We start from the raw sequence: 14,862 nt of genomic DNA, 5'->3' as shown, positions 1-14,862 counted from the left end.
AGGTTAACTTTAGATCCGTCCGGTCTCCGTGGCAACTTTCTCATCTGCGCAAATGTGCAACCCAGTCCGATGGTGTTGCGGCGTCTTCAGCCCTCGCGCAGGTCCGTGGGTTCGACCATGGTCCGGGGATCCGAACGCACCCACCACGGCCGAGGCGCCCCCTTGTTCGCTGCCTGGCGTCGCTCCTCGTCATCGGCGTAGCGATAGGTGAAGACTCGGACGCGGATGAGGGCCGGTGCCTGCCCACCGAAGGGGTCAGGGCCCAGCAGCGTCCGAATGAGCGGATCGCCTGAGCCGATACGCTCGAGCAGACGGTAGAACCACGACTGCCGGTAGTCACCGAGGGCCGCGAACCACATCAGCCAATCGAGTCGCAGATGATAGGGCGCGATGATCGGTGAGCGTCGGGCCACGTCGCCGGGCTTGCCCTTGAACACATAAGGTCGCCAGTCCCCGTCGGTCATCGTCGCCTCTGGGTCGAGGGTGCCCTCGATGATGATTTCCTCGCGGGTCTCGGTCATCGAGCCGAAGGCACCGTAGGCATTGCCCAGTCCCCACCGGTTGAAGCTGGCATTCATCTTCTGTCGGCGCGAGAACAGATTGCGCAGGGCGGGGACGTTGAGCACGCACTGCCAGACGACGAAGGCGGTGACGAGGACCGTCCACCACAGAGGCAGAGCCGCCGAGGAGGCGAGGGCACTGGTCGATGTCGACACACCGTCCGCCTCGGCGCCGGACAGACCGGACAGTCCCCACCCGGGCCACGGGCCGCCGATGATCCAGCCCAGGAACGAGTCGCTGATTCCGGCGAAGGCGAGGAGGATCGTCGCCCAATTCAGCCAGGCATAGTTGCCGGTGATGACGAGCGCGAGTTGTGTGATGATGATGGTCGCGGCGGCGAAGGAGGCGATGGGTTGGGGCAGGAACAGCAGCCACGGTGCGCTGAGCTGGATGACGTGACTGCCCAGAGTCTCACCGCGATGCCACCATCCGGGCATGAGGTGGGCTCGGCGGCTGAAGGGGCCCGGCATCGGCTGGGTCTGATGGTGATAGTCCATGGCGGTGAGATCCCGCCAGGAGCTGTCCCCGCGCATCTTGATCATTCCCGCCCCGAACTCGACGCGGACGACGAACCAGCGGAGGAAGAAGATCATCAGCAGGGAGGGAGCCACCTCGTGGGAGCCGAGGAATCCGATGAGGAACCCTGCCTCGAGGAGGAGTGACTCCCAGCCGAAGCCGTAGAAGCGCTGCCCGATGCTCGAGATGGAGAAGTACAGCCACCACATCAGCAAGAACACCGGAATCGTGGTCCACGCGGGCCCTGCCTGGGGGAGTCCGATGATGACGGTCATTGCTGCGAGAATGCCGATGCCGCACACGATGTGCAGCCGCCGGTCGGTGTAGGTGAAGCGCTTCCACCGGAACAGGCTCGGTGCCTGCGCGGAGGTGGTGGCCGCGATGAAGCGCGGTGCCGGGGTCAGCCCGTGCTCACCCAGCAGGGCGGGGAACTGGTTCCAGGCACTGAGGAAGGCGATGAAGAACAGGAGGGCGAAGCCGCGCTGGATGACTTCGCGCGCGATCGTGTAGTCGCCGGCTGACAAGAACGACAGCACCGCGGTCATCTCCACGCAGGCCACCTCCCGGTTCGTGCGTTCGCATGGTTCTCGAGTTCCCAGTCTCGACTATGGTGCCAAAGACGACTTCGTGCAATATCCTGCTGAATGCGCCGAGGCTGCCCCCGGTTTCGGGGACAGCCTCGGTTCATGTTCGTCGACGGTGTGCCGGCGTTCGGATTCAGCGCATCAACACCCTGCGTCTCATCAGCGTCGTTCGCCAGCAGGCTCCGGATCAGCTTCGCCGATCTCCTCGACCTCATCCGCCCAGGTGGGCACCGCCGGAATCGCATCCGTGGCCGGAGGGGTCGGCGGGGTCACGACCGACTGATACGAGTGTTCGTGCGAGTAGGCGAGGAACGACAGGTGGTTCTCGTAGCGGTCGAGGACGTCGTCGATGATCTGCTGGCTGCTCAGCCCCATGAGGTCATAGCCCTCGGACCCGGTCTGTGTGAAGACCTCGACCCTGTAGTACACGTCGTCGCCGCGAGGTGCATTGCGTGCGCCGAAGGTGGGGACATTGTGTTCGACAGCGGCGATCTGATAGTGGAAGTCGCGCTGCTGGCCCATGTCGACGAAGAGGGTGCTCTCCGTGATTCCCGACTCCGGGCCGGGTTCCTTGGTGAGGTCGACCGTGTAGTCGAGTTCCCGGAATTCTGCGGCCACGGCTTCGAGGGCAGGTTCGACCACCTCGGTGACGAATCGGTCCACGGACTTCTTCGAAGGGTAGGAGCGGAGGGTGGCGAGTCTCTGCCGCCAGGTCTTCTCCGGAGTCCTGCCACCGTGGACGGCAGTTGTCCGACGCTTGCGGGTCCTGCCCTCGCGCTCGGCTCGCTCCATGCGCAGAACCTTCGAGAAGGAGGCCATGACGAGGTAGGCGATGACGGTGACCGGCAGAGCGAAGATCAGGGTCGCATACTCCATCGTCGTCACTCCGCCGGCAACGAGCATGGCGATGGTGAGCACGGCGGTGACGAGGGCCCAGAAGATGCGCAGCCATTTCGCCCCATCCTCTTCCGGGTTGGGGATCGTGGACGAGAAATTCGACATCACCATGGCGCCCGAATTCGCACTCGTGAGGTAGAAGAGCAGACCCGAGAGCGTGGCGAGTCCGATGAGGAAGGCCGCCCCAGGGAACATGTCGAGGAGGGCGTACCAACCCTGCTCCGGTGAGTCGATGGCGAGTTTTGCGAATTCGGAGTTGCCGTCGAAGACCTCCGCCAGTGCGGAGTTTCCGAAGATCGTGACGATGATGAAGTCGCAGAGCACCGGTGCGGTGATGGCGGCGATGACGAATTCGCGCAGAGTACGTCCACGAGAGATGCGGGCAAGGAACAGTCCGACGAAGGGACCCCAGGCGAGCCAGAAGGCCCAGAAGAACAGGGTCCAGGCACCCATCCAGGCGGAACCGTCATCGACGTAGGCGAAGGTGGCCAGGGTCCGCTCGGGCAGGGTGAAGATGAAGCGCCCGATGTTCTCGACCATGGCGTTGAGCAGGAACGCGGTCTTGCCGGTGATCAGGATGTAGAGCATCATCGCGGCACAGGACCACAGGTTGAGCTCGGAGACCAGGCGGATGCCCTTGTCCACACCCGAGGTGCAGGCCGCGATCGTCATGACGACTGCGACGAGGACAAGGGCGATCTGGAGGCCGAGGCCCTGCGGGAGGCCGAAGAGTTCGGAGAATCCGACGTTGAGCAGGACGACGCCGATCCCCATCGAGGTGGCCACACCGAAGACGGTGCCGACGAGGGCGAAGATGTCGATGACATCACCGGTGGCCCCGCGCACACGCTTGCCCAGCAGCGGGTAGAGGACCGCACGGATCGACAGGGGCATCCCCCAGCGGTAGGCGAAGTAGCCCATGGCCATACCCAGCAGCGAGTACATCGACCAGCCGGCGATGCCGTAGTGGAACATGGTCCACACAACAGCGTCCTGGGCGGCGGCCGCTGATTCGGGATCGGCATTGACAGGCTGAAGGAACTGGGTGATCGGTCCGGTCACCGAATAGAAGAGCATGTCGATGCCCACACCTGCGGCGAAGAGCATCGCGACCCAGGTGAACAGGTTGTACTGCGGCCGGGAATGGTCTGGTCCCAGCCGGACCGAGCCTTCCTTAGACAAAGCGACCCAGAGGACGAAGGCGATGACGACGGTGACGGTGAGGACGTAATACCAACCGAGGTTGGTCGCGATCCAGTCGACGATCGACTTCATCGTCGACTGCGCAAAGTCAGGCATGAGCATCGCCCACACGGAGAAGGCGAGGATCACCGCCGAGGAGATGAGGAAGACCTTCCAGTTGACGCGAGATCCCCGCTCATCCGTGAGCTCCGCTGGACCGCGGCTCATCTCCGTGCTGGAGATCGGAGGGAGCTTCTCGCGATCGACGTCTCGGGCAGGTCTGTCGGTTCCGCCGAAGCGCTCACGCTCGACGATCGGCCGTTTCATCTCATCGTTGGGATCCTGCACGCATAACCTCCGGTCGGGAACTCTGGACTCGCCCAAAAGGGCACCGATACATACTAGACTCTCGGGGTATTGCCAGGGACTCCGCCCCCTATTTTCAGGGCGAGTTCGCTAGCTTCAGGCAGCCCGCGTAGCCCGGCAGAGGCAGTGAGGAGGTGCCGTGACGGTCCGGTTCTCAGCCGCGGACCAGTCTGCTCTCAGCTGCGGAGCTGTCCGGTTCGTGCGAGACGGGTGACCGCCTCGGCGAAGGCACGGGACTGCTCGGGATCTCCACCGACGACGCGCATGTCCTGGCGGTCGCGGAAGTGCGCAGTGGTCATCAGATCGTGGCCTACGCGCTCAGAGCTGGCGCCGAGGAGCTGCCCGGGACTGGCCTGTTCGAGAATGAAGGTCCGATCGGATCCGAGGATCGAGGCACGGACGAACCTCTGATTCGTGGCGATGAGCATCTGCGGTTCTGGGGTTCGCTCGCTCTTGAAGTGCATGAGCAGTTCCTCTCCATCTCGGAGCATGTCGAACGGCGGCGGACCTGGAGCGGGCCGGCGTTGAAGATCGGGGCCGAACTGCTCCGAACGCCGTCTCTCCCGAGCACTCAGTCGGGGGTGGTTCGCATCGTAGCGATTCACTCGGGCGATGGCCCAAGAGCGGGCACCGATGACGGCGATCAGGGTCAAAGGCAGAGCGAGTGCGGCCATCGTCAGCGCCGGGCCTGTCGACTGCTCCGGGAGGAATATGAAACCGACAGTGACGCCGAGGGAGACGATGAACATGATGACCATCGCCGTGATGAAGAGACCGAACCGATCACGGTTGAACGCCTCGGCGATGGAGGCGAACATGAACCCGATATTGGTGCTGGCCCAGCACAGGAAGAAAAGGGCGAGGGCGGGAGCTGGCGATGTGGCGTAGTCACCCCACACCGTTCCCGGACTTCCCGGGAATTCGGCAAACGAATGCCAGATGAACACCGAGGCTGCGCAGAAGACCGCGAAGATGAGCCCCACCGACAGCACCTTGTACCAGGACTGTCGGATGAAACCGGTGTACGAATCGGGTGCCCTGGGGAGGTGGGAATCGGCGGCCGCAGCGGCTGGCTTCGATGAGTCATCCTCGTCGAAGAAGATGATCGCAATCGAATGATAGAGGCCGAGCAGGCCGAAGCACACCGTCGCGGCGCCTTTGGGGTCGAAATCACCGATGCGGTTGGCACGCGGGTCGATGCCGGCGTTCGTAAGGAAGAAGATGACCAACATGAATAGTGCGAGCGTCATTCCATAGACCAGGGTCGTGCTCAATCTATGCGTCCTCATCCTCATACTGTGATTCTTCCAGGCTGTATCTTTTCCCGCAGACGAAAGATGTTCCAGATCCGTGACCCCTCCTGTCGGCGCAAGAGCCAGACTTGACCTGAGCCGAAGGCCAGACTCGGGCCCGGGTCGGCAGCATCGTCGGATCTCAACGGCCGTCCGGCATTCATCGCACTGGATCTGCTCAGGTCTCACCCTCGACTGTCGACGAGGACCGATTCTGATCCCATGGGCTACGCTGAGCGCATGCGTGCAGGCGAAGTGTCCGAGGTCAGCCAGGACTATCTCAAGGCGATCTGGTCGGCTCAGGAATGGGGCGGGACACCGATGACTGCCACCGAGTTGGCGAACCGCTTCGGCACCACCAAGGCCAACGTCACCGAGGTGCTCAAACGTCTCGACGAGCTCGGGCTCATCGTCCGCGTGCCCTATCGTCCTCCGGTGCTGACCTCGAAGGGGGAGACGATAGCCCTATCGATGGTGCGCAGGCATCGCCTGCTCGAAACGTTCCTCGTCGAATCCCTGGGGTATGGCTGGGACGAAGTCCACGACGAGGCGGAGATCCTCGAACATGCGGCCTCGGATCGGCTTGTCGATCGCATCGACGCGTTCCTCGGCCGTCCCCAGGCCGATCCTCACGGGGACCCGATCCCCGGCCCCGACGGGAAGATCGAGTCCCATGGTTCCTCGCTCCTCCTCGCTGAGGCGGAACCCGGGTCCTACACGGTCATCCGGGTCTCGGACGCGGATCCCTCAGTCCTTGCCCACCTCGCCGAGGTGGGGGTGCGCCCGGGTGCACGCCTCGACGTCACCGAGAGAGAAAGCGGCGGAGCTGTCTCGATTTCGGTGTTCAGCGAACCTTTCGAATCGGAGCAGCCCGGAGCAGGACAGAGCGACGTGAAACGCATAGACGTGGATCGTCCGGTCGCCTCGGCGGTGTATCTGAAGGCATCAGGTTGATGTCGCGAACAGGAGCACCAGTTCGGCCGCTGTCCCCGGTGAGAAACCCTCTTTGAGCACCAGCCGTGGCCACTCTTGCCAGAGCTCGGCTTCGAACGGGACGCCCGGAACTTGGTTGCGGTGGGTGACCTGGCGATGGTGCGGATGTGACCTGAAGGAATTCGGATCGATCGCATGGAGCACTGCGAATAGCGAGTGGTAGAGGATCGGTGTGAAACCACAGTCGCGTGCCTGTTCGGCCGTCCGAGCCCAACCAGATGCCGCGACCGGAGTTCCTCTCCTGATCGCCGCCGACATCTGAGCCTTGATGCTGGCTGGCAGGGGGCCAGGAGAATGGTGGAGGATTACACGGCTCCATTCGAGGGCTTCTGTTTCGGAGAATCCCGGCCAGCGTTCGGTTGCCTCGTGAGACACAGTGACACTCGTTTCTCGGGCACCATGCGCCCGGATCGAATCTTGCCAACGCCATGTGGCGCTGACCCGTTCTATCCCTGGGGCACCCGGTCGATGACGGGTTGCCGCGTGGCCGGCCAGGTACCGATGGCCACGACTCGTGAACGTGTGAATGATTCTAACGGCAGAGGCTGACACGGGTGTCAGGAGCGGAACCGTCGGTGTCGATATCCCCACCGGTGTCGGTGAATGAGGAAGTCGCCTCGGGGCCCGCTGTGCAGGCCGCCGAGGCGACTATCGGAGGGTCAGCTCAAGAACGTGCGTAAGGTGAGGACGCTGATGGCACCGATGCTCGCGGCGGCCGGCAGGGTGATGACCCAAGCCATGGCGATCGGCTTCATCAGCTTCCAGTTCGCCGATCGGTTGACCAGACCTACGCCGATGATCGCACCGATGAGGATATGGGTGGAAGAGACGGGCAGACCGCTGACTGAAGCTGCCATCACGACGGTCGCGGCGGCGAGTTCGGCGGCGAAGCCGGATGCAGGGTGGATCTCTGTGAGTTTGGTCCCGACCGTGGCGATGACCTTGCGGCCGATGAACCAGAGGCCGGCAACGAGGGCGATCCCGCAGGTGAGCATGGCAGCGAAGGGGACGGTCGCCTCAGAGCTGATGTTGCCGGTCTTGAGCACGTCGAGGACTGCGGCGAAGGGCCCGATCGCGTTTGCAATGTCGTTGGAGCCATGACTGAAGGCGAACGCCGAGGCGGTGAACACCTGCATCCAGGAGAAGAGGACGTAGGTCGCACGGGGAACTGTCTGCTTGCGCAGGGTCTTGGCGAAGACGAATACTGCCATCCACACAGCGAGGCCGATCATCGCCATGATGAGGGTGCCTCCGACGGCGCCGACTGCCACGTCGAGATTCTTCAGGCCCTTGAACAGGAGCATTGCGGTGAGGATGACGGCACCGCCTGCGGCGATGAGCGGAACCCAACGTTGAAGTGTGGAGTGTGAACCGACCGATTGATCGGCCGAAGCCGCGGTATCTGGATCGCGCTTAAGGTCCATTCCGGCGTCTGCAGCGTGGCTGCTCGTTCCGGTGGGAGCCAGCATGTGGGGTTTCAGGGTCTTTGACAGGGCATCGCCGAGGACGTACTTCTTGATCGCCCCGTAGATGAGGAAGGCGACGAATGCGCCGAGCGCGGGGGAGAGGACCCATGAGATAGCGATCATGCCGACCTCTGACCACTGCACCATGGCGAAGCCTCCGGTGCCGGTGACGAAGCCGATGGTCAGGGAGGCGCCGATGATGCCGCCGATGATCGAGTGCGTAGTCGAGACCGGCCAGCCCATGCGGGTGGCGATCAACAGCCACACTGCCGCACCGAGGAGGGCGGCCATCATGATGTAGACGAACTCCATCGGGTCGAGGGAGACCGCACCCAGGTCGACGATTCCGCTCTTGATGGTGTCAGTGACATCGCCGCCGGCCAGCAGTGCACCACTGACCTCGAAGACAGCCGCAACAAGGAGCGCCTGCTTCATCGTCAGGGTGCCTGCACCAACCGAGGTGCCGAAGGCGTTCGCCACATCGTTGCCGCCGATGTTGAAGGCCATGAACGCACCGAAGATGACTGTCGTGATCAGCACCATGCGTGGTGCGCCCTGGCTGACATAGCCGAACGACCACAAGGTGAAGGCGATGAGAGTGATCGCGAGCAGCAGACCGAAAGCCAGGTGCCAGCGACGATCATTGCTGCGGCCGACGGTCTGCGCCGGTGTGAAGGTCTCTGGTGCCAGAGCCTGGGTCATGCGCGTCTCCTAGCGAGGATCATGAGATGTATTTCCAGCTGTCTCCCATGATTCGCACTCTGGGTGTCCGCAAGGTTAAGGGGTTGATGAATGGAAGATGAACACATTCACCTCCTCCGGCGAACAGAAGATGCACAATAGCCGTAGTTTATCTCGTGTTTACGTGAAGTTCCTGGTCAGATGGTATGCAGCCGCCATCTGATCCGAGCTCAGTGAGTATGTCTGCCGAGGGGAATTCTGGTTGTGATGATGGACACGCGGGCACGATTGGCTCGTGCCCGCGTGTGGTGTGGCCGTCAGCCGTCAGCCGTCAGCCTTGGCGCCGTGGCAGATTCCATCGCGGCTGAGGCTGGGACGGCTTGCCGTGCTGCGGCATGAAACCGCGCTCGGCCTGCAGGTGTCCCTTGTCGTGGCTCTTCGTCTTGGCCTCAGGGTCGACTCCCGGAATCTGGGCCTCGAGCTTCTTTGCCGCCTGGTCGGCGCCGACGATGGGAATCTCGCCCGTGATCACCGGTTTCTCGGCAATCACGGGGATCTCTCCCGTTCCGGCCGCGACGCTGGGGTTCTTGTGTCGTTTGTCGTTTCGCATGGTGTTTCCCTTCTTCTGTGATTTCCTGTTCTGCTTCTGTGCAGTTGGTGGGTTCTTCGTGGTGCTTGTCTCGGTCGTGCCGAGGGCCGAGTACAGTCCGGCCCACTGTTGGGGTTCGAGGTCTCGTGGCAAGGTGTCTCCTCTGACGTCGTTGCGGTCCATGGTCGATTGCAGCGTGGTGCGGTCAGTGAGGTTCATCGTCGTGAGGATTCCTTTCATCCCACGTCCGCGTCCGGTGAAGGCTGTGCGGACGAATTGTTGGTAATGAGACCTGTGCCGGTTCGGCACGAGGCTGGCTTCTAAGCGATCGATGGTGAGGATTCCACCATCGACGCTGGGCTTCGGTGTGAAGGCGTGGGCGGGTACGCGTTCGATGAGGCGGAAGTTGAACCAGGGAGTCCACTGGGCCGTCAGCATGGTTGAACCGCCGACTCCGGCGCGTTTGCGCGCGACCTCCCATTGAGTGAGCAGGATAGCGTTCTGCCATTTCCTGGCGCGCAGGAGTCTGCGCAGAATGGGTGTGGTCAGGTGGAATGGCAGGCTGCCGACGATCACCGGCTGGTCGAGCCGGGTTGTCAGGATGTCTGCGTGCTCGACCTGGGCGCGCGGGAATGTGTGTTCAAGGTGACTGATCCTCGTTTCGTCGAGTTCCACGAGCGTGAGTGGTCGCCCGAGCTTGTAGAGCTGGGCAGTCACTGCGCCGGTGCCGGGTCCGATCTCCAGGATCGGGCCGGCGGTGGCGCGGGTGAGGTTCGCGATCGTGTTGAGGGCTGAGGGTGAACGCAGGAAGTTCTGGCCGAGTTCGTGTCGGCCGCCGAATGATGAATGAGGTCGCATGGGCGCGCTCCGGAAGTGAAGAAGGGAGCACCCAAGGCAGCGCAATGCGCAAAGACATGTGTCAGAGAATTGCGGCTTCGCCCCGGATGCTGATGACTGTCCGGGTCGACAACGCGCTGCTACAGATCCTGCTCGATCGGTTCGGCAGCGACCAGTCCATCAACGGACCGGTGGTGCCGAGACTTCGATGAGGTCAGCGGATCACAGGAAGTGAATCGAGCGCGCTGTCAGGCGCGGCGATTGCGAATGTAGAAGCTCAGCGCTGTCGTTGCGCTGCGATTTAATGTTCCCATGGTCAATAAGCTAGCACGGGACCTTGCCAATGATCCAGGGTTTTGCCCGAATTCATCGGAAGCCGGCGGACCAGAACATCGAGTGAACCAGTTATCGCCGAGCGGACCAGCTGTAACCTGTGCCCTCGGCGATAACTGGTCCGCCTGGCAACTGGACTGCCGGCGATAACTGGTCCGGCTGGCAACTGGTGGCTGACCTCGCCGAGGCGGTCGAGGCCTATTCGATGATCTCGCCGCTGATGACGTCGCCGCCACCGTCCTCTGGTGGCCTGCGGTGTGGGTCCTGACGAATCCTCTGAGCGGTCTTACGCAGACGCCACCCGAGTGCGACCAAGGCGATGCCGACGACGACGATGAAGCCCGCCAGAGTGAAGATCAATGTGGTGATGCCGGCGCCCGGATCCAAGAGGAAGAATCCGCCGAGGATGATTCCGGCGACTCCGATGATGGTCAACAGCCACCACATGCGCACCCCGACGCGGCGAATGAACAGGGAGGCAGTGACCGCGAGGAAACTGAAGAAGATGACCGCGAACCCGGTCAATATGGTGACGAAGGATGCGAACAGCATGGGCGAGAAGAAGATGAGCGCGCCCAGCAGAATCAACAGGACGGAACGAGCCACCAGACTTCCCGAACGCGTGCCCTTCGGCGCCAGGACGAAGGATGAAACGGCGATGACGGCCAGCCAGATGGCGAAGATGCGCACGACCACCTCGGCGATGGTGCCAGGCCAAACCAACATCAGCAATCCGACGAGAATCGCGATGACGCCGTTGACGATGACTGATCTGCTGGTGCGTTTCAGGTCCATGTCTCAAGCGTAGTCACTCGGGATGGAAGCTCGCTGAACACCGCCGATCATGTCGGCGTCTTTTCGTCGTTCGCGGCTCTGCTCGCCGGGGTGGCCGTGCCGTTCTCGCTGCCGGGCAGCTTGAGCGATGCGGGCAGGTTCATCGACTCATTCAGCCGCATAGAATCGGAGAGGGCCCGGACCATTCCGCCCAGATCATCCAGCGAGTGTTCGGTGTCCTTTGCTCCGAAGGTGGCACTCAACGAGGCATTTGCTGCCGAGGTGGTGCTGTCGCTGCTCGACGTCCCCGCGGGGACGTCCTCGGCTGAGGGTGACGCCGCCTTGGGTGTGTTCCCCTCGAGGAAACGGAGCAGCTCGACCGGGAAGGGCAGAACCAGTGTCGAATTCTTCTCGGAAGCGACTTCGACGATCGTCTGGAGCAGACGCAGCTGCAAAGCTGCCGGCGTATCCGCCATCGACTCTGCGGCCTGAGCGAGCTTGGCCGAGGCCTGGAACTCACCATCGGCGATGATCACCCGTGAGCGACGTTCCCGCTCGGCCTCGGCCTGACGCGACATTGAACGTTTCATCGACTCGGGCAGGGCGACGTCCTTGATCTCGACCCGGTCGATGTGGACACCCCAGTCGACGGCCGGGCTGTCGATCATGATGGCCAGCCCCTGATTGAGCCGCTCTCGGTTGGTGAGCAGATCGTCGAGTTCGCTCTGACCGATGATCGAACGCAGAGACGTCTGCGCCACCTGCCCGACGGCGAGCTGATAGTTCTCGACATCGACGATGGCCCGCTTGGGGTCGACGACCTTGAAGTAGATGACCGCATCGACCCGGACGGTGACATTGTCACGGGTGATGCCTTCCTGGGCTGGGATCGGCATGGTGATGATCTGCAGATTGACCTTCTCCAGCTTGTCCACGAATGGGACGATGGCCGTCATCCCTGGGCGCTTGGGTTCACTGCTGACTCGGCCCAAGCGGAACACGACACCGCGCTCGTACTGTTTGACGATCTTCAGGCTGTTTCCAAAGCCGATGGCACCGAGCACGATCAGACCGAAGATGATGTACAGGAAGAACATCGAACCGCCTCCTCAGACGATTGCCTGTCCTTTCAGATTAACCCCGTTGCGGCAAAAAAGACCCGGCCCGATGATAATGCCGATCCGACTCTCGGCGACGGTTCAAGGAGTCGCGCACTCGTCCAGGGTCTGTGAGCAGAATCGCTAGTGACTCAGAGCGTTGTTGCGGTTGCCCGTTCCCGAGCCAGCAGGCGTTTGCCCGCAGGATAGGCATCAAGGGACCGTGGCAGTTGGATTCGGCGGCCCGAGGCATAGGTGGCGATGACCTCACCGGTATCGGGCTGGTTCGGGCTCAGCCCGTGTGCTTCGACGCCGATTCTGCGCAGGGTCTGCTTGGCCACTGGAATCGGGGAGTCGAAGAGCGTGATCGCCCCCGCCCGAGCGGCCATGATCCGTTCGGCGACCAAGCCGTAGTGGGTGCACCCGAGCACGATGGTCTCCATGCCGGGGTCCATCTGGTTCAGGGCTGCGTCGATCGCGGAGTCGATGGTGGGCAGATCAGCTTCATTGATCGCCTCGGCGAGGCCCGGACATGCCACTTTGGACACGGTCACCTCGGCGGCGAAGGTGCCGATGAGGTTCTGCTGATAGGCGCTGCCCGTTGTTGCCGGGGTCGCCCAGATGGCGAAGTCCTGCCCGGTGCCGGCCGCCATCTTCACCGCGGGGACGGTGCCTATGACGGGGATGTCAGGTTCGTAGCGGGCGCGTACGGCCTCCAGGGCTTGGACCGAGGCGGTGTTGCAGGCGATGACGATCGCATCGGGGTCCCACTCGGCGAGCACGGCCGCAGAATTCAGTGCCCTGGCCTCCAGCGCTTCGGGGCTGAGGCTGCCATACGGGGTGAAATCCGGGTCCATCGCGAGAACCAGGTCGGCATGAGGTGCCAGATGGAAGAGTGCATCTGCGGTGCCGAGCAGTCCCAGACCGGAATCGAGCAGACCGATACGCGTCATGAAGCCTCTTTCGGGTAGGCGAATTCCTTGATCTCCTTCAGGTGCGCCTTCGTCAGGCCCTGCGCGAATTTCGGAGCAATGAGTTTGAGTCTGCTCGTCGAATAGTGCTCGACGAAGTAGTCGTGGGTGGCTGGTGCGGCGAGATCGTCATCGATCCACACGGCCCGACCTTGCTCGTGCGCTGCGAGCCACTCCTCCATGGCACGGGCCTTCCACCACAGGTGCGGATCGTTGGCGTACCGGTTGTGGGTCTCATCTGGCATCTCGATGACGTCGAAGGAGTTGCGCAGACCGAACTTCGGCTCCAACTCCGTCTTACACCGCTCTGACCAGGTGGAGAGCCATACGACATCGACTTCATGGGTTTCGACGAGACGATCGAAGAACGCGATCACCGCGGGCTTGTAGTGCAGTTCGTAATGCCAGGCCTGCAGCTTCTTGCGCCCTTCGATCATGATGCGCAGTTTGGGTACTGGGTACGAGTTGAGGACTCCATCGACGTCGAGGAAGACAGTGACATGCCGTGCCTGCCGACGTGCTGAAGACGTCGAGGGGGATGCAGTTGCCATTGTTCCTTCCTGGGGAGTCGAGTACCGGCTAGTCTGAGAACAGACAGCGTTGGAATTGGAGACGGCGTCGACTCGGGAGACTGCCGACGAGTTTCAAGAATACCGCTCGAAACTGAAGAAGGACGAGCGCCCCTATGTACACGGAGATGCGCATCCCCAGGCTCCGCGCTTCGCTGTGGACGTCGGCCCCCGACGCCCGCCCGACATCGGCCCTCGCCGAGGTGGCTGTGAGCGTCCCGTCGAAGCCTTCCCTCATCGTGCCCGACGGCTGCATGGATCTCATCGTCATCGATTCCCTCGTCGTCGTCGCCGGAGCAGACTCCACCGCACGAACCTTCCATTCTGCGTCGACGAGTGGTGCAGCCCAGCCGGTCGTGGGTCTGCGCTTCGACCCCGGCGTGCTCCCGCAGCTGCTGGCCACCTCGGCGGCCGAGCTCGCCGACAGGGTGCCCCCTCTCGATGCTGTGGTGACTGCAGGCAGTCTCGCAACCGTCCCCGAGCCCGGACCCGGTGTCGGGCAGAGGCGGCTGTTGGACATCGCCGAGACGCTGACGGCTCGGGCCGACATCGATTCGACGCCGCTTGAGCTGGCAGGTCTGCTCGGCGTGCGTGAGGAATCACCGGCGCCGGACATCGCCGAGGTGGCCGCACAGTTCGCATACTCACCCAGACAGCTGCGGAGGCTGTCTTCCGCACGGTTCGGCTACGGACCCAAACACCTGTCGAAGGTCCTGCGCTGGCAGGCCGCACGGGCACTCATCGACGCAGGCTCCACCCGCACAGCGGCCGCAACGGCAACGGGCTACGCCGATGCGGCCCATCTGTGGAGAGACGAGAAGTCACTGCTGGGCCGGTGAACCCAGTGCCGCGAAGAGGTCGACATAGTTGTCGTCGGGATCGGAGACCACGGCGTACCGCTGACCCCAGAACGCATCCCAAGGTTCGTGAACGACTCCGGCCACGGGATCTGAACCCGCACCACCGGCAGTGAGCTGGGTAAATGTCGTATCAACCGCCTCGGCGGTGGAGCAGTCGAAGGCCAGGGACATCTTGTGGCCACCGGTCGGCCAGGTCCATTCGGGATCGATGCTGAGCATGACCGCCTCAGTGTCGAGGAGCAGGCGGAGGCTGCCCGAGGAGAACTCCGTGTGCGGAGCATCCGCGCCGCCGTC

General features: G+C 62.8%; 12 protein-coding genes, 1 pseudogene and 1 riboswitch. Of the genes and pseudogenes, 2 read left to right on the top strand and 11 right to left on the bottom strand.

Features of this window, described 5'->3' with window-relative positions; all coding sequences use genetic code 11:
* Positions 1–86 precede the first annotated feature (86 nt).
* The 3 genes from BSP239C_RS12550 to BSP239C_RS12540 form a co-directional block, all read right to left on the bottom strand.
* A complete protein-coding gene (locus BSP239C_RS12550; RefSeq protein ID WP_257930203.1) occupies positions 87–1,622 on the bottom strand; it encodes a lipase maturation factor family protein in 1,536 nt (511 codons plus the stop codon).
* 198 nt (positions 1,623–1,820) lie between these two features.
* Positions 1,821–4,067 carry a choline BCCT transporter BetT gene (gene betT, locus BSP239C_RS12545; protein ID WP_101573555.1) on the bottom strand — a complete coding sequence of 749 codons (2,247 nt, stop codon included), beginning with the start codon at positions 4,065–4,067 and terminating at the stop codon, positions 1,821–1,823.
* 215 nt (positions 4,068–4,282) lie between these two features.
* A complete protein-coding gene (locus tag BSP239C_RS12540; RefSeq protein ID WP_145997446.1) occupies positions 4,283–5,380 on the bottom strand; it encodes a hypothetical protein in 1,098 nt (365 codons plus the stop codon).
* Positions 5,381–5,638: 258 nt separating this feature from the next.
* Between BSP239C_RS12540 and BSP239C_RS12535 the strand changes: the two genes are divergently transcribed.
* On the top strand, positions 5,639–6,352 hold the full coding sequence (locus tag BSP239C_RS12535; RefSeq protein WP_101573553.1) for a metal-dependent transcriptional regulator: 714 nt from the start codon (positions 5,639–5,641) through the stop codon (positions 6,350–6,352).
* Here the strand turns inward: BSP239C_RS12535 and BSP239C_RS20495 are convergent.
* The 7 genes and pseudogenes from BSP239C_RS20495 to BSP239C_RS12505 form a co-directional block, all read right to left on the bottom strand.
* Entirely contained in the window at positions 6,344–6,766 is a 423-nt protein-coding gene (locus tag BSP239C_RS20495; RefSeq protein ID WP_145997445.1) for a hypothetical protein, read from the bottom strand. The genes BSP239C_RS12535 and BSP239C_RS20495 overlap by 9 nt on opposite strands.
* A gap of 33 nt (positions 6,767–6,799) precedes the next feature.
* Positions 6,800–6,911, bottom strand: a riboswitch (SAM riboswitch).
* Positions 6,912–7,050: 139 nt separating this feature from the next.
* A complete protein-coding gene (locus tag BSP239C_RS12530) occupies positions 7,051–8,559 on the bottom strand; it encodes an inorganic phosphate transporter (RefSeq protein WP_101573365.1) in 1,509 nt (502 codons plus the stop codon).
* Between the two features lie 667 nt (positions 8,560–9,226).
* A pseudogene (gene erm / locus BSP239C_RS12525) lies at positions 9,227–9,985 on the bottom strand (23S ribosomal RNA methyltransferase Erm); the annotation flags it as partial.
* A 510-nt stretch (positions 9,986–10,495) separates the two neighbouring features.
* Entirely contained in the window at positions 10,496–11,092 is a 597-nt protein-coding gene (locus BSP239C_RS12520) for an HdeD family acid-resistance protein (RefSeq protein WP_101573361.1), read from the bottom strand.
* Positions 11,093–11,139: 47 nt separating this feature from the next.
* Positions 11,140–12,168 carry a slipin family protein gene (locus BSP239C_RS12515; RefSeq protein WP_101573359.1) on the bottom strand — a complete coding sequence of 343 codons (1,029 nt, stop codon included), beginning with the start codon at positions 12,166–12,168 and terminating at the stop codon, positions 11,140–11,142.
* A 152-nt stretch (positions 12,169–12,320) separates the two neighbouring features.
* Positions 12,321–13,121, bottom strand: coding sequence for a glutamate racemase (locus BSP239C_RS12510; protein WP_096158079.1), 801 nt, complete (start codon positions 13,119–13,121; stop codon positions 12,321–12,323).
* On the bottom strand, positions 13,118–13,690 hold the full coding sequence (locus BSP239C_RS12505; protein WP_101573358.1) for an HAD domain-containing protein: 573 nt from the start codon (positions 13,688–13,690) through the stop codon (positions 13,118–13,120). The genes BSP239C_RS12510 and BSP239C_RS12505 overlap by 4 nt, the downstream gene beginning before the upstream one ends.
* 134 nt (positions 13,691–13,824) lie before the next feature.
* On the opposite strand from BSP239C_RS12505, the gene BSP239C_RS12500 reads away from it, so the two are divergent.
* The gene (locus tag BSP239C_RS12500; protein ID WP_101573357.1) at positions 13,825–14,547 is read left to right on the top strand and encodes a helix-turn-helix domain-containing protein; all 723 of its coding nucleotides are present in this window, start codon (positions 13,825–13,827) and stop codon (positions 14,545–14,547) included.
* On the opposite strand, the gene BSP239C_RS12495 is transcribed toward BSP239C_RS12500, so the two are convergent.
* A partial coding sequence (locus BSP239C_RS12495; RefSeq protein WP_101573356.1) for a VOC family protein occupies positions 14,530–14,862 on the bottom strand: 333 nt, incomplete at its 5' end. The two genes, BSP239C_RS12500 and BSP239C_RS12495, sit on opposite strands and share 18 nt — an antisense overlap.

The organism is Brevibacterium sp. 239c (assembly GCF_900169365.1).
Taxonomy (GTDB): domain Bacteria; phylum Actinomycetota; class Actinomycetes; order Actinomycetales; family Brevibacteriaceae; genus Brevibacterium.
Note: the sequence above shows the minus strand (reverse complement) of the source record. Positions and strands in the feature narration are given on the sequence as shown.

Coding starts and splice junctions, on each gene's coding strand:
- BSP239C_RS12550 (WP_257930203.1), bottom strand. CDS start 1,622: ATGACCGCGGTGCTGTCGTTCTTGTCAGCCGGCGACTACACGATCGCG.
- betT (WP_101573555.1), bottom strand. CDS start 4,067: ATGAAACGGCCGATCGTCGAGCGTGAGCGCTTCGGCGGAACCGACAGA.
- BSP239C_RS12535 (WP_101573553.1), top strand. CDS start 5,639: ATGCGTGCAGGCGAAGTGTCCGAGGTCAGCCAGGACTATCTCAAGGCG.
- BSP239C_RS12530 (WP_101573365.1), bottom strand. CDS start 8,559: ATGACCCAGGCTCTGGCACCAGAGACCTTCACACCGGCGCAGACCGTC.
- BSP239C_RS12520 (WP_101573361.1), bottom strand. CDS start 11,092: ATGGACCTGAAACGCACCAGCAGATCAGTCATCGTCAACGGCGTCATC.
- BSP239C_RS12515 (WP_101573359.1), bottom strand. CDS start 12,168: ATGTTCTTCCTGTACATCATCTTCGGTCTGATCGTGCTCGGTGCCATC.
- BSP239C_RS12510 (WP_096158079.1), bottom strand. CDS start 13,121: ATGACGCGTATCGGTCTGCTCGATTCCGGTCTGGGACTGCTCGGCACC.
- BSP239C_RS12505 (WP_101573358.1), bottom strand. CDS start 13,690: ATGGCAACTGCATCCCCCTCGACGTCTTCAGCACGTCGGCAGGCACGG.
- BSP239C_RS12500 (WP_101573357.1), top strand. CDS start 13,825: ATGTACACGGAGATGCGCATCCCCAGGCTCCGCGCTTCGCTGTGGACG.